The 20965-nt window shown below is 63.5% G+C and carries 18 protein-coding genes; 10 read left to right on the plus strand and 8 right to left on the minus strand.

The window, feature by feature from the left end; translation table 11 throughout:
- Nucleotides 1-33: 33 nt before the first annotated feature.
- Nucleotides 34-1385 (plus strand): IS3 family transposase gene (locus tag AC2CQI_RS00910; protein WP_484577124.1). Its coding sequence is split into 2 segments (ribosomal slippage): nt 34-514 and nt 514-1385, totalling 1353 coding nucleotides; the frame shifts between segments, so codons are not numbered across the junction.
- Nucleotides 1386-1465: 80 nt separating this feature from the next.
- Here the strand turns inward: AC2CQI_RS00910 and AC2CQI_RS00915 are convergent.
- Nucleotides 1466-1903 carry a hypothetical protein gene (locus AC2CQI_RS00915; protein WP_075805147.1) on the minus strand — a complete coding sequence of 146 codons (438 nt, stop codon included), beginning with the start codon at nt 1901-1903 and terminating at the stop codon, nt 1466-1468.
- Nucleotides 1904-2057: 154 nt separating this feature from the next.
- Between AC2CQI_RS00915 and AC2CQI_RS00920 the strand changes: the two genes are divergently transcribed.
- The 5 genes from AC2CQI_RS00920 to AC2CQI_RS00940 all read left to right on the plus strand — a co-directional run bounded on the left by AC2CQI_RS00920 (nt 2058) and on the right by AC2CQI_RS00940 (nt 5665).
- The gene (locus AC2CQI_RS00920; protein WP_484578812.1) at nt 2058-2345 is read left to right on the plus strand and encodes a hypothetical protein; all 288 of its coding nucleotides are present in this window, start codon (nt 2058-2060) and stop codon (nt 2343-2345) included.
- A gap of 122 nt (nt 2346-2467) precedes the next feature.
- Complete coding sequence (locus AC2CQI_RS00925; protein WP_075805145.1) at nt 2468-2992, plus strand: DUF3455 domain-containing protein; 525 nt, start codon at nt 2468-2470, stop codon at nt 2990-2992.
- Between the two features lie 68 nt (nt 2993-3060).
- Entirely contained in the window at nt 3061-3597 is a 537-nt protein-coding gene (locus tag AC2CQI_RS00930) for a sigma-70 family RNA polymerase sigma factor (RefSeq protein WP_484578813.1), read from the plus strand.
- Entirely contained in the window at nt 3594-4316 is a 723-nt protein-coding gene (locus AC2CQI_RS00935) for an anti-sigma factor (protein WP_484578814.1), read from the plus strand. Before AC2CQI_RS00930 ends, AC2CQI_RS00935 begins: the two co-directional genes overlap by 4 nt.
- Before the next feature lie 200 nt (nt 4317-4516).
- Entirely contained in the window at nt 4517-5665 is a 1149-nt protein-coding gene (locus AC2CQI_RS00940; RefSeq protein WP_484578815.1) for an HPP family protein, read from the plus strand.
- On the opposite strand, the gene AC2CQI_RS00945 is transcribed toward AC2CQI_RS00940, so the two are convergent.
- Entirely contained in the window at nt 5662-6525 is an 864-nt protein-coding gene (locus AC2CQI_RS00945; RefSeq protein WP_075805141.1) for a LysR family transcriptional regulator, read from the minus strand. The two genes, AC2CQI_RS00940 and AC2CQI_RS00945, sit on opposite strands and share 4 nt — an antisense overlap.
- 194 nt (nt 6526-6719) lie before the next feature.
- The gene (locus AC2CQI_RS00950) at nt 6720-8204 is read right to left on the minus strand and encodes an aldehyde dehydrogenase family protein (RefSeq protein WP_484578816.1); all 1485 of its coding nucleotides are present in this window, start codon (nt 8202-8204) and stop codon (nt 6720-6722) included.
- A 260-nt stretch (nt 8205-8464) separates the two neighbouring features.
- On the opposite strand from AC2CQI_RS00950, the gene AC2CQI_RS00955 reads away from it, so the two are divergent.
- From AC2CQI_RS00955 to AC2CQI_RS00965, 3 genes are all read left to right on the plus strand, one after another.
- Nucleotides 8465-9634 carry a p-hydroxyphenylacetate 3-hydroxylase oxygenase component gene (locus AC2CQI_RS00955; protein WP_484578817.1) on the plus strand — a complete coding sequence of 390 codons (1170 nt, stop codon included), beginning with the start codon at nt 8465-8467 and terminating at the stop codon, nt 9632-9634.
- A 69-nt stretch (nt 9635-9703) separates the two neighbouring features.
- The gene (locus AC2CQI_RS00960; protein ID WP_484578818.1) at nt 9704-10648 is read left to right on the plus strand and encodes a p-hydroxyphenylacetate 3-hydroxylase reductase component; all 945 of its coding nucleotides are present in this window, start codon (nt 9704-9706) and stop codon (nt 10646-10648) included.
- Between the two features lie 188 nt (nt 10649-10836).
- Nucleotides 10837-12930, plus strand: a complete 2094-nt coding sequence (locus AC2CQI_RS00965) for a TonB-dependent siderophore receptor (RefSeq protein ID WP_484578819.1) — start codon at nt 10837-10839, stop codon at nt 12928-12930.
- An 81-nt stretch (nt 12931-13011) separates the two neighbouring features.
- Here the strand turns inward: AC2CQI_RS00965 and AC2CQI_RS00970 are convergent, their stop codons facing one another.
- A complete protein-coding gene (locus AC2CQI_RS00970) occupies nt 13012-13401 on the minus strand; it encodes a VOC family protein (protein ID WP_075805135.1) in 390 nt (129 codons plus the stop codon).
- 116 nt (nt 13402-13517) lie between these two features.
- On the opposite strand from AC2CQI_RS00970, the gene AC2CQI_RS00975 reads away from it, so the two are divergent.
- Nucleotides 13518-14339, plus strand: a complete 822-nt coding sequence (locus tag AC2CQI_RS00975) for a class I SAM-dependent methyltransferase (RefSeq protein WP_484578820.1) — start codon at nt 13518-13520, stop codon at nt 14337-14339.
- A 133-nt stretch (nt 14340-14472) separates the two neighbouring features.
- On the opposite strand, the gene AC2CQI_RS00980 is transcribed toward AC2CQI_RS00975, so the two are convergent.
- From AC2CQI_RS00980 to AC2CQI_RS00995, 4 genes are all read right to left on the minus strand, one after another.
- Nucleotides 14473-16428 (minus strand): DNA topoisomerase III, encoded by a 1956-nt coding sequence (locus AC2CQI_RS00980; RefSeq protein ID WP_484578821.1) that lies wholly within the window; start codon nt 16426-16428, stop codon nt 14473-14475.
- Nucleotides 16429-16553: 125 nt separating this feature from the next.
- On the minus strand, nt 16554-17051 hold the full coding sequence (locus AC2CQI_RS00985) for a hypothetical protein (protein ID WP_484578822.1): 498 nt from the start codon (nt 17049-17051) through the stop codon (nt 16554-16556).
- Between the two features lie 307 nt (nt 17052-17358).
- Nucleotides 17359-19041 (minus strand): alpha-keto acid decarboxylase family protein, encoded by a 1683-nt coding sequence (locus AC2CQI_RS00990; protein WP_484578823.1) that lies wholly within the window; start codon nt 19039-19041, stop codon nt 17359-17361.
- Entirely contained in the window at nt 19038-20810 is a 1773-nt protein-coding gene (locus AC2CQI_RS00995; protein WP_484578824.1) for a flavin monoamine oxidase family protein, read from the minus strand. Before AC2CQI_RS00995 ends, AC2CQI_RS00990 begins: the two co-directional genes overlap by 4 nt.
- Nucleotides 20811-20965 lie beyond the last annotated feature (155 nt).

The following is a 20965-nucleotide window of genomic DNA, read 5'->3' on the forward strand; positions in this document are numbered from 1 at the left end:
AAATTGGAGACTAATCCAACCCTTGGGGGAGTTATGAAGTACACCGAACAGTTCAAGCTGGCAGCCATCACTGCCTATCTAGAGGGCAGTGATGGTTTTCGAAAGGTAGCCCAGCATTTCAACATCGATTTCAGCCTGCTGAGGCGCTGGGTGGCCAGCTACAAAGCTCGCTCCACTATCAGTTCCATACCTCATAGTCAGCGCTACCACATCGACTTCAAGCGCAGAGTTGTGCAGCACATGCGCGAGCACCGGCTTTCCCTGCGTCAAACGGCAGCGCATTTTGGCTTGGGCCAGTCCTCTCGGATAGGCATTTGGGAGGACCAGTACTACAGTGGCAACCTTGCCTCCTCTGCCTCTCAACGAAAAAAGCCTACCGACGTGTCCAAGAAGATTAAGCCACTCAAACCCACTGATACCGACGACGCGCTGAAGCCACGAGATCAGCTCATGGCGGAACTCGAGTATCTGCGCATGGAGAACGCTGTCCTAAAGGAGCTGAAGGCTTTGAGAGAGGAGAAGGAGCGAAGGCAAGAGAAAAAACGCTGATCGTTTCCAGACTCCGAACCCGGTTCCCGCTGTCAGCGTTGCTGGACTTGGTTGAGTTGTCGAACAGCACCTTCTATTACCAGCTCAAAAGCCTTCAAAGGCCGGATAAACACGCCCATCTGAAAGAACTAGTGAGTCAGGTCTATCACAAGGAAAAAGGGCTCTATGGGTATCGGCGCGTGACGCTGGCGATCAAGAATCAAGGCGTCCTGGTGAACAAGAAGGTTGTGGAGCGACTGATGGCAGACCAAGGTTTGCAGGCGGTAGTGCGGCCTAAAAAATATCGGTCCTATCGAGGAGAGGTAGGCAGGATTGCCGAGAATCTGCTGGAGCGGAACTTCATCGCCCAGCGGCCCAATCAGAAGTGGGTAACTGACGTAACCGAGTTTAAAGTGGCTCAGCAAAAGCTCTACCTCTCACCAGTGATGGACCTGTACAACAGTGAGATCGTGGCCTACGAGATCGCTCGCCGGCCCAGCTATGAGCTGGTGGGGAACATGCTGGAAAAAGCCCTGAGTAGCTTGGGAAAGGAGCCGAAGCTGGTCATTCACTCTGATCAGGGGTGGCATTATCAGCAGCGCCAATACCGAGAAAAGCTTGAGCAGCGCGGCGTAAAGCAGAGCATGTCGCGCAAAGGGAATTGCCTGGATAACGCCGCTATGGAAAGCTTCTTCGGCACGCTCAAGTCGGAGTTTTTCTACTTGAAACGGTTTGAGAGCGTCGAAGAGCTGATCACCGGCCTAGATGAGTACATCCGCTACTACAACCATGACCGCATCAAGCTGAGGCTAAATGGCCTAAGCCCCGTCGATTACAGGGCTCAGGCCGCTGGCTAAAGCTGTCCAACTTTTCGGGGGCAGTCCAGGTTATGCGATCCCTGTGGGAGCTGGCTTGCCAGCGATGAGGCCCTCAGGATCTACACAAAATCCCCGTCAGCCATCAATTGCAGCCCCCCATCGGCCTGCTCCTTCACCAACCCACTGGCCAGCAACAGCGGCTTCACCCGCACGTGCAGCCCCGGCTCGACAAAGGCCTTCACCGCCTCCAGGTCCAGGCTCCCGGTCGCCGGCATGTCTTCCTTGTTGTACGACAGCCAGGCCTTTTTCAGGTTGCCCAGTACATCCGCCGCCGTGGTCACGGCAAAGCGCCGGTGCAGCGGGATGCCGTTGAATTCGAAACTGTGGGCGAAGGCGTAGGCGCTTTCGTCGTTGGCGCTGTCCTTGCAGCGCGCGCAAACGCAGCGGCCGTTGCCGAAGGCATTGCTCAGGTAGGTGTTGAAGTCCACCACGGGCTTCAGGCTCAGGCGCTTGTCGACTTCGAACAGGTCACCGGTCATTTTCGCTTCGGCACTCAAGGTCTTCTCCTTTGCGGTCGTGCGGATTCAGCCGGGCACGATACCAGCGAGCGGCGCCCGGCGCTCGTTTTCGTGATGGCCGGGCGGGCTTTTACCGGCGTCCTGGCTTATCCTGTGCGCCTTTCCCCGCCCGCCGATCCCGGAGCCGTCACGCATGAAGAAATACACCGCCACCGTCACCATCAGCGCCGAGCAGCGCGATGACGTCGAAGCCGTCGAGAACACCGGTGTGCAGGTTTCCCTCGAGGCGGTGTCGGAAACCCTGAAGAAGGTCCACTTCAACGGCACCCTGGCCGCCCCGGAAAACCCTACCCATCTCTGCGTCACCCTGGAGAACGGCCTGACTTACTACGGCGAGATCGTCAACGGCCACGCCGAGCTGGAGTACGGCTGGCTCGCCTTCGAATCCGACATGCTGACCCCGGAAGAACTGGGCCTTTAAGCCGCTCGCCAGGCCGCCGGAAAATTTATTTTCAGCAGCCTGCATCCATTTGCCCTCCAGCCAGGTAGTTCAGACAGCAGCCGTCGCGCTGTCGAACCGATCCCCTGACTGGAGTCATGCCCATGAACGTCAAATCCCGCTTCGAACTCGCCTTCGCCGCCCTGTTGTTCAGCTCCATCGCTCACGCCAATAGTTCGCTGCCCGACAGCATCAAGGTGCCGGACGGCCACAAGGTCGCCCTGGAAACCACGGGCGTCGGTGAAATCACCTACGAATGCCGCGACAAGGCGAATATGCCGGGGCAGACCGAATGGGTCTTCGTCGGTCCGAAAGCGGTACTCAACGACCGTAGTGGCAAGGCCGTAGGCGATTACTTCGGTCCACCCGCCACCTGGCAGGCCAAGGACGGTTCGAAAGTTACCGGTACGCAACTGGCGGTAGCGCCGTCGAGCCCGGGCAACCTGCCGTACCAGTTGGTCAAGGCCAACCCGGCCGAAGGCAAGGGCGCCATGAGCGGCGTGACCTATATCCAGCGCACGGCGCTCAAGGGCGGGGTTGCACCGGGCAGCGCCTGCACCACGGCCGACAAGGGCAAGCGCGAAGTGGTGAGCTACCAGGCGGATTATATTTTCTGGACCGCCCGGTAAATCGCCGCTATCAGCCCGGGGGCTGGTCTACGCTGCTGTCAGCCAGTCCCCAGCCACGGCGAGACCCTGTGACCTTATCCGCACCTGCGTTCGACTATGAAGACCACCTGGCGGCCTGCGCCCGCGGCGACCGCGAGGCCCTGCGGCGCCTGTATGACGTCGAGGGCCCGCGCCTGCTCGGCGTGGCCCGGCGGCTGGTCAAGGACACTGCCCTGGCCGAGGACGTGGTGCACGACGCGTTCATCCGCATCTGGACCCGCGCCGCGACCTTCGACCCGACGCGGGGCAGCGGGCGCGGCTGGATGTTCAGCATTACCCGGCACCTGGCCCTGGATTTCCTGCGCCGCCAGGAGCGGGACGTGGCACTGGACGAGCACAGCGAGCCGGCACTGGCCCAGACTGACGAGCTCGACGGGCTGTTGCACGGCGCTCGCCTGAGCCAGTGCCTGGACCAGCTGGAGCCCGTGCGGCGGGCATGTCTGGTGCACGCTTATGTCGACGGTTATTCCCACGGCGAAATCGCGCGCAGGCTCGATAGTCCGCTGGGCACGGTGAAAGCCTGGGTCAAACGCAGCCTGGCTGCCTTGCGCGAGTGCATGGGATGACAAGCGGCGACGACAAGCAATTTGCCGACGACCTGGACGCCCAGGCCGCCGAATACGTGCTCGGCACGCTGCCGTACGAGCAGCGCCAGGCCTTGGCTCGCCGCCTGGAACACGAGCCGGCGCTGCGTGCTGCGGTGGATGCCTGGGAGCAACGTTTGCAGTCGATGCAGGCGTTGGCGCCAGCGCAAGTGCCTTCGGATTTCCTGTGGCAACGGATCGAGCGCAGCCTTGACGGCCTCTCGCCGGCACCGGTAGTGGCCAGCGTGGCTGCTTCCCGTTGGTGGCAGCGCGCCACGCCCTGGCGCTGGACCACGGCGGCCGGGCTGGCGGCCAGCCTGGTGCTGGCGGTGTTGCTGCTGCGCGGGACGTCTGCACCGCTGCCGACCTACCTGGTGGTGCTGGTAGCCCCGCAGGACCAGGCTCCAGGCTGGGTGGTCCAGGCCAGCAGCCCGCGCAGCGCCCAACTTATCCCGCTGGGCGTGGCCGAGGTCCCGGCCGGCAAGACCCTGCAGTTCTGGACCAAGGCCGATGGCTGGAGTGGTCCGGTTTCGCTGGGCCTGATCAAGCCGGGCGAGCGCGTCGAGGTACCGCTCGAAACCCTGCCGCCGCTGGAGAACAACCAGCTCTTCGAATTGACCCTCGAAGGCCCGACGGGCTCGCCGACGGGCAAGCCGAGCGGGCCGATCCAGTTCATCGGGCGGGCGGTCAAGGTGCTGTAAATTTGCACCAAAATGTGACACTGCAAAATAATTGCACTAAAACAGCACTTTTTTGAATTGGAGCAAGGGGCGGGATTTCTTCACACTGCCGGGCAATCTTTCCATCTCCAAGGAAGGAGCCCTTTGCGTATTGCCCCCTCGCGATACAAGTCCGCCCAGGTTGGGCGGGCTTCTTTTCTTCAAAAGGTGCTGGTCTTCACATGTCTAGTCGTGGTCTGGGTCACTGGTTCGATCGCTTCATTCCGGCTGCTTTGCATATCCCCCCCAAAGAATGGTTCCGCGCTGCCTTCGGTGCCTTGCTGGCCCTGGTGCTGGCGGGCAGTGCCTGCAGCTACCTGTTCGGCAGTGCCGCCGCCTTGCACCTGATGGCGCCGCTGGCGGCGTCCACCGTGCTGCTGTTCGCCGTGCACTCCGGTGCGCTGTCGCAGCCCTGGCCGTTCCTGGCCAGTTATGTCTGCGCGGCGGCGGTGGGCATCAGCCTGCATCACTGGTTCGGTCATAACCTGTATGTGGCCGGCGCTGCGCTGCTGCTGGTGATCCTGCTGATGTGCCTGCTGCGCTGCCTGCATCCGCCGGGTGCGGCGCTGGCGGTGAGCCTGGCCCTGGCCGATCCGTCGCTGGCGGCCATGGGTGCCAGGGTGATCGAGCCGGTGATGCTCAACGCCTTGATCGTGCTGGCCGTGGCCGTGGGCTACAACCGCCTGACCGGGGTGCTCTATCCAAAGATCGGCGTGCCGCGCAAGGCTGCCCATGCCACTGCCGACCAGCCGGCCAGCGAGCGCGTCGGGATCAGCAGCAGGGATCTGGACGAGGCCCTGGATGAACTGGGCGAGTTCGTCGATGTGACCCGCCCCGAGCTGGAACGGATCATCCTCGCCACCGAGCGTCACGCCGTGCAGCGCAGTCTCGGCGGGATCAGTGCGGCCCATGTGATGTCCCGCGACGTGCAGTTCGCCACCCCGCAGACCACTTTGCAGCAGGCCTGGAAGCAACTGTCCAGTCATCACCTGAAGAACCTCCCGGTGCTGGACAAGGCCGGCAAACTGGTGGGCATCGTCAGCCTCAGCGACCTGGTCGGCCCGGCCATGGCCCAGGCCCGATTCAGCTGGCGCGGGCTGTTCGGTCGCGGCAAACCGGTGACCCTGGAGCAGATCATGAGCGAGCCGGTGATCACCGTGGACAGCGATCATCAGGCGGTGGAACTGATCCCGCTGCTATGCGATCGCGGCTTGCACTGCCTGCCGGTGCTGGAGGCGGGGAAAGTGGTGGGCGTCGTCACCCAGACCGACCTGATCGCTGCCCTGAGCCAACACTTGCTGGCCCAGGACCGTCTGGCCAAAGCCGCTTAAATCAGCGGATCCCAGCGCTGCGACCAGTCGCTCTCGCGCGCAACCACCTGGCGCAGCAGGTCGAAAGCCTGCTGCAACACCTCCGAATCCCGTTCCCGTGGGTACACCAGCCAGGTGGGGTAGGGGAATTCCGGGGCCTGGGGCACCCGTTGCAGCACGCCGCGATCCAGATAGCTCTGCACCACCCGCGTGCGGAAATAGCCGCTGCCGCCGTGTTCGAGGATGAACTGCAGGGCCAGCGGGCCGAGGTTGAAGCTCAGCGCCGGGCGTGCGCAGTCCGGCAGGGCTTCGTCGTGCAGACGGCGGAAGGCGTCGCCCCAGTCGATATACACGTAGGGTTCGGGCTTGCGCGCGAGCTGGATGCGGATCAGTTTTTCTTCCAGCAGTTGTTCCACTTGCAGGCCGGGGCTGTAGATCGGCTGGTAGACCAGCGCCGCGTCGAGGGTGCCGGCCTCGAGCTTCTGCAGCAGGGTGTCGCTTTCGCCGACTTCGCTGCGGATCCCGTGGTGGGGCATCTGTTCGTGGAGCACGCTGACCCAGTCGAGCATCAGCGGGTTGCACAGGCTGACTTCACCGCCGATGCGCAGGACCTGGTGGAAATTGTCGGTCAGCGGCAGGTCGCGGCGGGCGGCTTCCCAGGTGTGCAGGAGCTGGTTGGCGTAGGGCACGAAGGCCTCGCCATTGGGCGTCAGGCTGGCGCCGGCGCGGCTGCGGATGAAGAGCTGGCTGTCCAGTTGCTGTTCGAGCTTCTGCACCCGGGCGCTGATGGCGGTCTGGGTGACATGCAGGCGCTCGGCGGCCGCGACCAGGCTGCCGCTGCGCACGATTTCAAGGAAGGTCCGGGCCAGCTCGATGTCCATGGGGCAACCTGGAGGGGAGGGGAGCTGGGCATTCTAAAGGTTTTGGAATGGAATGTTCGGGGCAATGCAAAAACCTGTGGGAGCTGGCTTGCCAGCGATTTGGTCAGACCTGACAACATCATTGCCCAGGCTGGCCTCATCGCTGGCAAGCCAGCTCCCACAGGTTCAGAGGTGTTCTTGCTGTTTTGGTTGTGTCAGTAGCGGATCATTACGGACTTCAGCTCGGTGTAATCCTCGATAAACGCCCCACCAAACTCCCGGCCCACACCCGACGCCTTGATCCCGCCAAACGGCACCGCCGGGTCCAGCAGGGTGTGCATGTTCACCCACAAGGTCCCCGCCTGGATCTGCGGGATCAGGCGCATGGCCTTGCCCAGGTCATTGGTCCACAGGCTGGCACTCAGGCCGTAGGGGCTGTCGTTCATCAGTTCGACCAGCTCTTCCTCGGTGTCATAGGCGAGGAAGGTCGCCACCGGGCCGAAGGTCTCTTCGGTCATCAGGCTGTCCCTGGCCGAGTTGGCCAGGATCACCGTCGGCTCGACATAGCAGCCCGGCCCGTCGATCAACTGGCCGCCATGCAGGATGGTGCAGTTCTCGGCGCGCGCCTTGGCGAACAGCTGGCCCAGCTTGGCCTGGTGCTGCTTGTTGGTGACCGGGCCGAACTCGGCGCTTTCATCCAGCGGCGAGCCGATCTTCAACTGGCTCAGGCGCTCGCACAGGCGTTGGGTGATGGCATGGATCTGCGAGCGGTGCACATAGAAGCGCTCCGCCGCCGCACAGATCTGCCCGGAGTGCAGGAAGCCTGCCTCGATGATGCCGTTCACTGCCTTTTCCACGTCCACGTCCGCCAGGAAACCGGCGGCGTTCTTGCCGCCCAGTTCCAGGGTGGCGCGGGTCAGGTTGGCGGCCATCGCGGTCTGGCCCACGGCCAGGCCGGTGGGCACCGAGCCGGTGAAGGAGACCTTGTCGGTATGCGGGTGCTCGATCAGCGCCTTGCCCACGCCACCGGCACCGGTGACCACGTTCAGGGCACCCGCCGGCAGGCCGGCTTGCACTGCCAGTTCGGCGATGCGCAGGATAGTCAGCGGGGTGAACTCGCTCGGCTTGATCACCACGCTGCAGCCGGTGACCAGCGCCGAGGCCAGTTTCCAGATGGCGATCATGGTCGAGAAGTTCCACGGCACGATGCCCACCACCACGCCGATCGGCTCGCGCAGGGTGAAGGCGGTGTACTTCTCGCCATTGAACGACGGCAGCGACGGGGTGATGGTCTCGCCACCGATCTTGGTCGCCCAGCCAGCGTAGTAACGCAGGAAATGCGCGGCCTGGGCGACTTCGAAGTTGCGCGAGATCTGGATCAGCTTGCCCGATTGCAGGGTCTCGATCTGCGCCAGTTCCTCGCAGTGGCTTTCCAGCAGGTCGGCGAGTTTCAGCAGCACTGCACCACGCACCGCCGGGGCGGCCTGGGACCATTGGGCGAAGCCCTTGCGCGCCGACGCCACGGCAGCGTCGATATCCGCCGGGCTGGCTTCGCCAACGCGGCTGATGACTTCGCCGCTGGCCGGGTCGATGACCTCGAGTTTGCGATCGCTGCCGGCGACCTGGGCGCGGCCGTCGATAAACAGGCCGTGGTCGCGCTGGAGAAAGGCGTGGACGGCAGGCAGAAGGGAAATGCTCATCTCGGATGTACCTGTGCAAAGAGGCAAAGCCGCACCCTAGCGCAGGCTCGCGCGGGTGACTTGACTGTGCCTGCCAGGGCGACATGACCGGGTCTGCCAACCGATCGGAAAGCCGCGTCGGTTGCGCCATGGAAAGTACAATTTTGTCTGTGGAAGGTGCATTTTCAGCCTGTCGCCCGGCTCCCATACTGGCCCCGAATCCGCCGCAGTCGCTGCCACTGGTAGCTCAGTCGGACATCCAATAATAAGCAGGGCCTCCCATGAAAAAGCCAAACCCGCTGCTCGAAGACCTCAAGTCGGTACTCCCGGCTATCGCCGCCAATGCCTCCCGTGCCGAGAAGGACCGTATGGTCCCTGCCGAGAACATCGCCCTGCTCAAGGGCATCGGCCTGCACCGCGCGTTCCTGCCGAAAGCCTACGGCGGCATGGAGATCTCCCTGCCGGAATTCACCGATTGCATCGCCCTGCTGGCCGGTGCCTGCGCCAGCACCGCCTGGGCCATGAGCCTGCTGTGCACCCATAACCACCAGTTGGCGATGTTCCCGGCCAGGCTGCAGGAAGAAATCTGGGGCGTGAACCCGGACCACACCGCCTCCAGCAGCATCGCGCCGTTCGGCCGTGTCGAAGAGGTCGAGGGTGGCCTGCTGTTCAGCGGCGAAATGGGCTGGAGCAGCGGTTGCGATCACGCCGAGTGGGCCATCGTCGGTTGCCGCCGGGCCAATGCCGAAGGCACCCAGGACTACTGCTTCGCCGTGCTGCCACGCAGCGACTACGAGATCCGTGACGACTGGTTCGCCGCCGGCATGAAGGGCAGCGGCACCAAGACCCTGATCATCGACAAGGCCTTCGTCCCCGAGCACCGCATCCAGAAAGCCAAGGACATGATGGAAGGCAAGTCCGCCGGCTTCGGTCTGTACCCGGACAGCAAGATCTTCTACACCCCGTACCGTCCGTACTTCGCAGTCGGTTTCGCGACCATCAGCCTGGGCATCGCCGAGCGCATGCTGGAAGCCTTCCGCGAGAAGACCAAAAACCGCGTGCGCGCCTACACCGGCGTCAGCGTCGGTGCCGCGACCCCGGCGCTGATGCGCCTGGCCGAATCGACCCATCAGGTCGCCGCCGCCCGTGCCTTCCTCGAAAAGACCTGGCAGGACCACGCCGACCACGGTGCGCGCAAGGAATACCCGAGCCGCGAGACCCTGGCCTTCTGGCGCACCAACCAGGCCTACGCGGTGAAGATGTGCATCCAGGCCGTCGATCGCCTGTACGAAGCCGCCGGCGGTACCGCCTGGTTCGAGAGCAACGAGCTGCAGCGCCTGTGGCGCGACTCGCACATGACCGGCGCCCATGCCTACACCGACTACGACGTCTGCGCGCAGATCCTCGGTCGTGAACTGATGGGCCTGGAACCTGACCCGAGCATGGTCTGAGTTCCACTTCTTCTCTCTCGTATAACAACAATCACGGTTGCCCATTCGCGGGCAGCCGGGGAGTCTTGCATGTCTACAGAAACTGCCGCGGCCTTCGACAGCCGTGCCTTCCGCCGCGCCCTGGGCAACTTCGCCACTGGCGTCACCGTGGTCACCGCCGACGATGGCCGGGGCAACAAGGTGGGTGTTACCGCCAACAGCTTCAACTCGGTGTCCCTCGACCCGCCGCTGATCCTCTGGAGCCTCGACAAGCGCTCCAGCAGCCTGGCTACCTTCGATGCGGCCAGCCATTTCGCGGTGAATATCCTGGCGGCGGACCAGATCGACCTGTCCAACAACTTCGCCAAGCCGCGGGATGACCGCTTCGGCGGTGTCGCCCACCAGGCGGGAGCGGGTGGGGCACCGATCCTCTCGGACTGCTCGGCCAACTTCCAGTGCGAGAAGTACCAGATGGTCGATGGTGGCGATCACTGGATCATGATCGGCAAGGTGGTGGCCTTCGAGGATTGCGGGCGTTCGCCGTTGCTGTATCACCAGGGTGCGTATTCCATGGTGCTGCCGCATACCCGCATGACCCGTCGCGAGGAAGGCCAGCCGCCGAGCAGTCATTTCCAGGGGCGCCTGAGCCATAACCTGTACTACCTGATGACCCAGGCCCTGCGTGCCTACCAGGCGGGGTATCAGCCACGTCAGTTGTCCAGCGGCCTGCGTACCAGCGAAGCGCGGATGCTTATGGTGCTGGAGAACGATGCGGGCCTGAGCCTGGCCGACCTGCAGCGGGAAGTGGCGATGCCGGCGCGGGAGATCGACGAAGCGGTGGCCAACCTGACCCGCAAGGGGCTGGTGAGCGGCAGCGAGGAGGGCGGCAATGTGCGCCTGACCGCCAATGGCGTGGAGCAGACCGAGGGGCTGTGGAGTATTGCGCAGGAACAGCAGGACAAGGTGTTCGGGCAGTTCAGTGAAGAGCAGATCGAGAATTTCAAGATGGTGTTGAAGGCTGTGATTCGCGGGTGAATCTACTGGCCCTATCGCTGGCAAGCCAGCTCCCACAGGGACCGCGTGCACCGCAAAACCTGTGGGAGCTGGCTTGCCAGCGATGAGGCCCTTGAGGCTTGCCAGAGAACCCCAAACCCCCACAAACCCAAGGGTGCCTTTTTCCATTTGAATTGTTATGTTATTACATCAACAATCCAGGTGCCCCCATGACCACCCCTCTCACCAAGCTCTCCCTTGGCCTTTCCGCCAGCCTGCTCGGCCTGCCCGCCCTTGCCCAGGACCCGGTTCTCCTCGATGCCCTGAACATCAACGAGCGCCAGATCGAAGAACGCGCCGACGGCCCCGTCCAGGGCTACCGCGCCACCCGTTCGGCCACCGCGACACGCACCGACACCGATATCCGCGACACCCCGCAAGCCATCAGCGTGGTACCCGCCCAGGTGCTGCAGGACCTCAACACCACCCGCATCGACCGCGCCCTCGACTTCGCCGGCGGCGTCTCGCGGCAGAACAACTTCGGCGGCCTGACCTTCCTCAACTACAGCGTGCGCGGCTTCACCACCGGCGAGCTGTACAAGAACGGTTTCGCCATCAACCGCGGCAGCTACAGCGCGCCGGACACCTCGGCGATCGAGCGTATCGAGGTGCTCAAGGGCCCGGCCGCCAGCCTCTACGGCCGTGGTGACCCGGGTGGCCTGGTCAATATCGTCGGCAAGAAACCTCAGGCCGAAGCCTTCAGCACTTTCAAGGCCAGCGCCGGTAGCTGGGACCGCTACCGCAGCAGCCTCGACGTCAACACTCCGCTGGACGAAGACGGCCGGGTGCTGTCACGGGTGAACCTGGCGGTGGAGGACAACGGCAGCTTCCGCGACCATGTCGACGGACGCCGGGCCATCGTCAGCCCGTCGCTGAGCTGGCAACTGAGCCCTGACACGCTGTTGTCCATCGACACCGAGTTCTCCCGCACCGAGTCGGTGTTCGACCGGGGTATCCCGGCGGTGAACAACGCGCTGGGGCCGGTCTCGCGCTCGACCTACCTCGGCGAGCCCAACGACGGCCATATCCGCAACGACAACCAGACCCTCGACGTGGCCCTCGAGCATTACCTCGACGACAACTGGAAACTGCGCCTGGCCAACCACTACACCCAGGGCACCTTGCGGGGCGACAGCTCGGAAACCTCCCGCGTGGTGGGGGATCGCATCAGCCGCTTCTACCGCGAGCGGGATTTCGAGTGGAACGACAACATCACCCAGGCCGAGCTGCACGGACAGTTCGAGTTCCTTGGCTGGCAGCACCAGAGCCTGATCGGCCTGGAGTACGAGAACTACCGCAACAGCCAGAAGTATCCGCAAAGCGTGACCGGTTTCGGCTACGGGCTGGACATCTACAACCCGGTGTACGGTCAGGCCAAGCCGCCGTTGGTGAATGCCAATGACTTCTTCGAGCACACTGAAAGCTACGCGTTGAACCTGCAGGACCAGATCGCCTTTACCGACCGCCTGCGCGGGCTGGTCGGCGTGCGCCTGGAGCGGGTCGAGCAGACCGCGCTGAACCGCGCGACCCGGGTCAGCAATAGCCAGGAAAAGGATGTGGCGACGCCACGGCTCGGCCTGCTGTACCAACTGACGCCGCAAATGGGTGTGTTCGCCAACGCTTCCACCTCGTTCAAACCCAACGCCATTGGCACGCGCGGGGAGGTGTACAAGCCGGAAAAGGGCATCGGTTACGAAACCGGGCTGAAGCTGGACCTGTTCGATAGCCGGGTTGGCGCAACGCTGGCGCTGTTCCATATCGACAAGGAAAACGTCATCACCACCGATGCCTCCGGCGACAGCATCGCGGCGGGCAAGGCGCGCAGCCAGGGCGTGGATCTGCAATTCAGCGGGCAGGTGACGGACGAGGTGCGGCTGATCGGCGCCTATGCGTATATCGACGCCGAGGTGACCAAGGGCGATGCGGCCTTGCCCAAGGGCAGCGATCTGCTGGGCATTCCCCGGCACAGCGGCAGCGTGATGGCGGTGTATGAATTCCAGGACGGGGCGTTGCGTGGATCGGACTTTGGTGCGGCGGCGAACTACGTCGGCGAGCGCTCCGGGCAGGCGGGCAGCAGTTTCCGTTTGCCTTCCTACAGCACCGTCGATCTGCTGGCCCACTACAAGGCCAGTGAGCAGCTCACCTTCGGGGTGAACCTGAACAACCTGTTCGATCGCAAGTACTACGAGCGGGGCTACAACCTGGCGTGGAACATGCCAGGCGAGCCGCGGAACCTGAGCCTGAGCCTGGCCTATTCGATGTAAAAGTCTTTGAGGGCCTTATCGCAAGCGCCGCAGCCCCGTGGGAGCTGGCTTGCCAGCGATGAGGCCCTCAAGACCAATACATCAACCCACGGTCGTACACAGCTCGACCAGAATTCCCGCCGGACACCTGACCCACGACACCGTCTGTCCCCAGGGCTTCACCTGCGGCGCCTTCAACTCCACCGCCCCTGCGGCCAACGCCCGGGCATGGGCGGCCGGCACATCCTCGGTCACCAGGCCGATCTCCATTCCCAGCGGCCTGTCGCTCTCGCTAGCCGCCAGCACGCCGCCCGCGAAATTCATCTCCCCCAGCTCCAGGGAAGCGAACGCCAGGGTCGTGGCCCCGGTTTCCAGCTCGCCATAGTCCCCCGACTCATGGAGGAACCGCCGCTGCAGACCGAAAGCGGCCTCGAAAAAGCTCAACGACGCCGCGACATCCGCGACATAGGCAATGGTGTAACCCAGTTTCATGCTTGTCTTCCTTGATGAGTGATCCGCCGTTATACCGCACTGCGGCAACCAGCACATTGCCACTGTTGAGCGAGCGCTCTATCGTGGGGCACGGACCGGGACCAAAGGAGCTGACCATGGCCGATTCACTTGCCCTCAACAAAGCCAGCTGGGATGAGCGCGCGCCGTTGCATGCGGCGTCTGGCGATTATGAAGTGGCGGCATTCGTCGCCGATCCTGCGCACCTCTCCGAAGTGGTGCGCTTCGACCTGCCGTTGCTGGGGGAGATCGACGGCCTGCGCGGCCTGCACCTGCAATGCCATATCGGCACCGACACGTTGTCCCTGGCCCGCCTGGGCGCGCAGATGACCGGGCTGGACTTTTCCGGGCGCTCGCTGGAGCAGGCCCGGGCCCTGGCCGAGCGCTGCGAGACGTCGATCGAGTATGTCGAGGCCGATGTCTATGCCGCCTGCTCGACCTTGCCGGCGGCGTCGTTCGACCTGCTCTACACCGGGGTCGGCGCCCTCTGCTGGCTGCCGGATATCCAGCGCTGGGCGGGCACCGTGGCGACCTTGCTCAAGCCGGGCGGGCGGCTGTTCCTGCGCGAAGGCCATCCGATGCTGCTGGCGCTCAACGAGGATCATCAGGACCGGCTGGTGGTGGAGTACCCGTACTTCGAACGGCCCGAACCGACGGTCTGGATCAGTGACCAGACCTATGTCAGCACCGAGGCCAGCCTGGTCAATACCGAAACCCATGAATGGAACCATGGGCTGGGCGAGGTGGTGAGTGCCCTGATCAGCCAGGGCATGCGGCTCACCGGGCTGGTGGAGCATGACAGCATCCCTTGGGAAGCGCTGCCGGGGCAGATGAGCCGGCGGGAGAATGGCGAATGGCAGCTGGATAACCAGCCCTGGCGGTTGCCGTTGAGCTACACCTTGCAGGCGGTCAAGGAGTAGGGCTTTGGCTTGATGGTGTTGCTGATGGCCCTATCGCTGGCAAGCCAGCTCCCACAGGTTTAGTGCAGATCTTGAGATCACTGCGACCTCTGTGGGAGCTGGCTTGCCAGCGATGAGGCCAGATGCAGCACCATCAATTCCCGGCCTTCTTCACCCTCGGCTTGCGCACCCGCTTCACCCCATCCTTGGCCGCAGTCCCCGCCTTGCGCTTCTTCTTCCACGGCGACCCACCCCGGCCCGCCGGTGTCGCCGGCCCGGAAATCCTCAGTTGCATCCCGGCACAGCGTTCCACCTGCTTGCTCATCCATGCCGATTGTTTCTCGACAAAGGTCTCCAGGCTCATTTCCCCGCTTTGCACCATGTCCAGCGCCTGCTCCCAGATCGCCGTGGTCCCCGGGTCGGCAATCGCCCGTGGCACCGCATCGATCAGGCTGAAGGCCGCCGGCGTGGCATTCAGGGCCTTGCCGTTCTTTACCAGGTAACCCCGGTCCAGCAGGCCCTGGATGATCCCGGCGCGGGTCGCCTCGGTGCCGATCCCGGTGGTTTCCTTGAGCTTCTGCTTCAGCCGTGGATCCTCCACCAGCTTGGCGACGTTCTTCATCGCCTTGATCAGGTCGCCTTCGGTGAACGGCTTGGGCGGCTGGGTCCAAAGGTCCTTCAACGCCAGGTCGCGCACCTCGCACCACTGCCCCTTGCTCAACGCTGGCAGCACTTGCGCTGCCGGCGCTTCGCGACCTTTCGGCGGCGTCAGCGCTTCCGGCAGCGCGCGGCGCCAGCCCGGCTCGACGATCTGCTTGCCCACGGCGCGCAATGCCTGTCCGGCACAATCGAAATCCGCCTGGGTGCGGTCGTATTCGTGGTTGGGCAGGAACTGCGCCAGGTAGCGTGCGCGGATCAGGGTGTAGACCGCCTTGGCCTTGCCCGGCAGGCGATTCGGATCGACCGCCGCTGCGGTCGGGATGATGCCGTGGTGAGCGCTGACCTTGGCATCGTTCCAGGCCCGCGAACGGCGCTGTGCCTGAAGGTGTGGCTGCAGTGGCGCCAGTGATGGATCGGACCGACCGAGCGCCGCGAGAATCGCCGGCGCCTCGCTGTGCTGGCTCAGTGGCAGGTAGCCGCAATCGCTGCGCGGGTAGGTGATGACCTTGTGGGTTTCGTACAGCGACTGGGCGATATCCAGGGTTTCCTGGGCGCCGAGGCCGAACTTCTTCGAGCAGACCTCCTGCAGGGTGCCGAGGTCGAAGGGCAGGGGCGCGGCCTCGCGGACTCGCTCGGTCTTCACCTCGACCACCTGCGCCGTGCCCGCCGCCTGCATCGCCGCAGCCGCCTGTTGTGCCAGTTCCTGCTTCAGGCAGCGGCCCTGATCGTCGCATACGTCATCCGGCGCCCGCCATTGCGCGGTGAAGACGCTGCCCTCGCTGTCCAGCTGCACATCGATGGCCCAGAACGGCACCGGCACGAAATCGGCGATGCTGCGGTCGCGGTCCACCACCAGGCGCAGGGTCGGGGTCTGCACCCGGCCCACCGGCAGCACGCCCTGGTAGCCGGACTGGCGGCCGAGCAGGGTGAACAGGCGGCTCATGTTCATGCCGATCAGCCAGTCGGCGCGGGAGCGGCCGAGGGCCGAGTGATACAGGCTGAAGGTCTCGGCGCCGGGCTTGAGCGCGGCCAGGGCCTTGCGGATCGAGGCATCGTCCAGCGCCGACAGCCACAGGCGCTGGATCGGCCCACGATAACGGCAATGTTCCACCAGCTCGCGGGCGATCATCTCGCCCTCGCGGTCGGCGTCGGTGGCGATCACCAGCTCGGAAGCTTCACCCAGCAGGCGCTTGACCGCCTTGTACTGGCTGGCGGTCTTCGGCTTGACCTGCATCTTCCACTTCTCCGGCACGATCGGCAGGTCGGCCAGCACCCAGCGCTTGTAGCGCGCGTCGTAGGCGTCGGGCGGCGCGGTTTCCAGCAGGTGGCCGATGCACCAGGTCACTGTCACCCCAGTGCCCACCCAGCAGCCATCGCCACGCCGGCTGGCGCCGAGGACCTTGGCGATATCCTTGGCCTGGGAGGGCTTTTCGCAGAGGAACAGGCGCATGGAGGGGCATCCTGGGGAATGAGGTTCCCTAGGATGCTTGGCGGGAGGCGCTGTGGCAAGGTTTATCTGTATGGATGTACAGTCTTGGCGATGCCTAATGTTTCCAGCGTACGAAGATGCACAAATTAAAGGCTAGGTTTTCTATAGAAACACATGGGTTTGCCGCCGGCCGTACACTCGCCGCACGTTTTTATAGCTGCTTCCAGAATCTTTTTCCTTTGCTCCTCGGTGTTTTCATGAGGCGTGTAGACGTGAGGAATGAATACTTCCCCGGAGACAGGTTCTGGCAACGAACCTCCGATGCCACCCGTAAACTTGGGGCTGGTATGGATCTTGTCGTGAAGTCCTGGGCAACTTGCGTCGTGATAGCAAAAACCTTGATCGAGTGAGACTCTTTCGCTCGAGTTCATACCATTACCCGCCAGCTTATTCTTGCATGCCTGCATATCTGCGGGTGCCTTGTCGTCGTAGCCACAAACGCCTCCCCCGCATGTATATGCTGGCATGCAGTCGGATTGGCGATCACATGTTTGCCCATAACCTTGCGATCCGGCTATTGCCAAAGGCCAGTTCAGAAAGTAGCTGCATCCAACTATCAGCAAGGTGAAAAGGTACTTTTGCATGGTAGGTCTCCGTGCGGAAATGAATTTCCTTGCGTTCGGAACTGCGCGCCTACCAACAAAACTCAGTCCGCATCCGGTCGAGTTGCGATAAAAACACCTGCCAAGAAAGCCAACGAGAATTATCCATACACTCTCAATGGCTTATTTAAAATTAGTCCTGCCGAGCACTTTGTCAAATCCCAAACCGGAGAGCGTGTTACCGACCTGTCGGCACTCTTTTTGACCGGCAACGAATGCAGCAGTGCGCAGGCCAATGCCATGCGCACGCTGTTCTTTCCTTCCGTTGAAGGACTTCTCTGTATTCCCGTCAGTTGCTGGCCAGCCGTTCGATCTGCACCGCCAGATCCTTCTCCGGGATTTTCACCTCCACCAGTGCCGGCCGGTCGCTGATCTCCAGCAGTGTTGGCAGCAACGCCTGCAGCTCGCTGACCGTATTCACCTGGTAGCCAAGCGCGCCATAACCCTTGGCCAGGGCCGGGTAATCCAGGCTCGGCAGGGTATCGAACGGTGCGAACTCGCCGTCCGGATTGAAGGCGTCGATATCGACGAACGCCTGCTCGATGGCATACACCTGGTTGCTCATGACGAAGACGATGGCGTTGACCTTGTTGCGCGTCAGCGCCGCCAGGGACTGGCTGACCATCATGAAGCCGCCATCGCCGGCGACCACGATCGGCCGTCGCCCGCTGCCCAGGGCAACACCAAGGGCGCAGCCGGTTTCATGACCGAGGGAGCCCCAGATGGCGTCGGAGAGGAAGCTGTTGCGCGGCATGTCCTGGATGTTGCTGGCCACGTACAGCGACGAGCTTTCGCCGAGGATCAGGGTGCTGGTTTGCCAGAGGCGATGCTCCTTGGCGAAGTCCACCAGGCTGGCGAAGAAGTTTTCGTAGCCGAGGGCGTCGCTCGGCGCGCAGGCGCCGAGCAGGGCCGGGTGCCGGGGCAGGTACACGTCGCTGCGCGGGAAGCGCTTGTCCAGGTCGAAGGCCTTGAGCAGGCTGTCGACGTAGTCCGGCAGGCGCACGTTGGGGTAGTACTCGGCCCCGGTGCGGGCCAGGTCGCAGTTGACCTGGATAATCTGGTCGAAGCGGTCCTTGAGCAGGTCGAGGTAGTCGTCGGTGAAGATCACCCCGATGGCCAGGATGCAGTCGGCCTCCAGCACCTGCGGCGAAGTCTCCAGGCGCGAGGCCGGGCCCGCGTAGGTGCCGATGAAGGGCTTCTGGCTTTCGTCGAGCACGGTCTTGGCGTCGAGGGTGGTGCTGAACGGCAGTTGGCAGCCGTCGATCAGGCGCTGCACCGCGTCCTGCAAGCCGTAGCGCATGACTTCCACGCCCAGCAGCACCAGCGGCTTCTTCGCTTCGGCCAGGCGCTGGACGCTGTTGTCCACCAGCAGCTTGAGGGCATCCGGGTTGGACGGTTGCGGCGCCGGTTTCAGGGTGCCTTGCGGGAGCGAGCACGGCAGGCCCCAGACATCCTTCCAGGCCTCCAGGTACACCGGCTGGCGATGGGTGATGGCGGCGATCAGCGCGCTGTCGATCTGCCACGGTGCCTGGCGGGCGTCGGAGATGATCTCGCAGGCCACGGTGACCTGCTCCAGCACATTGCGGTCGGCCTCGAAGTTGCCGGTGGAATGGTGGAACAGCACATGCTGCTGGCGCGCCAGCTCGCGGTTTTCCGTGGACGGGCTGGCCGAGATCACCACCACCGGGGCGCGTTCGACGAACGAGCCGGCAATGGCATTGACCGCGCTGAAGGTGCCCACGCCGTATTGCAGCGACACGGCGCCGAGGCCATGCACCCGGGCATAGCCGTCGGCGGCGTAGGCGGCGCCCATTTCATAGACCTCGCCCACGGCGTCGATGCCGTCGAAGGCCTCGAGGGCGTTCATGAAGTTGGAGACATAGTCCCCCGGGACCTGGAACACCTTGGTCAGGCCCAGTTCCTTCAGACGGGTCAGCAGGTAGTCGGCAACAGTGAAGGGTGCGGTGCTCATGCCTTGATCCCCGTGTAGGCGAAGTCAGTGACTTCGGCGAGTGTCTTCTTGCAGTCGGTGCAGGTCAGGGATGGCGGGTTCTCGATATCGACCGGCGCCGGGGTCGGCAGCAACTGGTACGCCTCCGGCAGCCACTCGGGACGCGGCAGGCCGAAGAAGTCCTGCAGGGTGGACTCGGCGGTGGTCAGGGCGCCTTCGACCCAGCCCTGGCCGTAGGAGTAGGCTTCACCGACGATGAAGACGTCCTGGTCCTGCACCGGATGCCGCATGCCCTGGATGATCAGGTCGAGACGGTAGTTGGCTTTCCACTCGTGCCAGCCGCCGCCGAACGGATCGGCATCCCAGGCGTGATAGACCGCGGAGTAGGGCGCCGGCAGCTCGATCTGGTCGTGCAGGGACGTGACCTGGCGCTGCGCGATGCGCACCATTTCCTCGCTGATCTGGTACTGCATGCGCGGCACCACTTCATTGCTGTCGATGCGGCCCTGCAGGCTTTTCGGCTGGTAGCCTTCGAACGGTGCGCCGTCTTCCAGGCCTTTCCAGAACGGCACGGTACCGATGTCGTTGTAGGAGGCCATCAACAGCGAGTTGAGGGTTTTCTCGCCGCCGTCCTGCTCGCACTCGGTGCCCATGTAGTAGCACTGGCGGATTGGCAGGTCGGTGACCGAACGCCCGGCCACCAGGCCCTGGGCGCGCCACCAGGGTTGTTCGTAGGCGAGGAACAGCTTGAACGCCGACTGCACCAGTACCGAGCCGATGTTCTCTTTCAGCCACGGATCGTCGAACAGTGGCGACTGGATCAGCTCCAGGGAGCGCCGCGGCATGGCCAGGATCACCTGGCGGGCATGGATGATGATCTCGTCCGCGCCCGCGACGTCAGTGGTGTTGCCATCCACGGTCTGGGTGGGGACGAAGTGCAGGCGGTACGGGTACTCGGTGTCATCGCTGTATTGCAGGGAGGCCAGGCGCTTGTTCATCTGCACCCGCTGCTCGGCGGGAACCAGGCCGCCCGAGACGTCCTGGAAGCGCTGGGCGAGGGTCAGCGGCAGGGTCTGGAAACCGGTCTTGAGGGTGAGGAACTTGGTGGTGTCGCTGTATTCGGTGGCGGGCAGCTGGGTCACGGCGCTGGCGTTGGCCACGTTGGCCTCGTAGCCGCCGGCGTCCTTCATGAACTGGTAGCCCTCGTTGCTCAGCACGCGGTAGAGCAGGTCCCAGAAGCCGTAGCGCCAGATTTCCTTGCCGAACACCTTGACCTGCATCTGCTCGGCCAGGCTCAGTTGGTCGAAGCCCGGGTAGATGCTGTTCATCACCTTGACCTGCAGGTCCTCGGGGCCGAAACCGCGCTCGGACCAGGCCAGGTTGTAGGGGATCTTTTCCGGGGCTTCGGTGAAGTCGCGCAGGCGGAAACGCTCGCCGCGCAGGTAGAACAGGTTGTTTTTGGCACCGACCGGATCGTTTTCCGGCAGGTTGCTGCCCATGGGGAAGTCCTTGGTCGGCAGTTCGAGCTCGTTCACCAGCTTGTCGACCATCACATGGCCACCGGTGTTGTCGTCGGTGGCCGGCATCCAGCGCATGCCGCCGACTTCGGCGACGACGTTGGGCAGACCGGGAAGATTGATACTGAAGAGACGCCCGCCGATGCGGTCGCTGTATTCGAACAACTGGATGCGTTGATGATCGCCTTGTGCTTCTTGCAGGCGCCAAGCGCTGTAGGTCCCGGAGACGCCGCCGCCGATGATGGCGACATCCAATGGCTGGGTCTGGCTCATCGCAAATATCCCTATGTTGTTGTGGGCAAGGAAGTCCATGCGGGAGGCAGTATTGACGAGGTTTGGGTTAATGCCAATCTGCTATCACTGAATATTTTGTCGGTGATGGCTGAAACGATGTACCCCAATGAATCCGGGGCTTTGCCGGGAGGCGA

It is taken from the genome of Pseudomonas sp. P2S-1, from assembly GCF_057197725.1.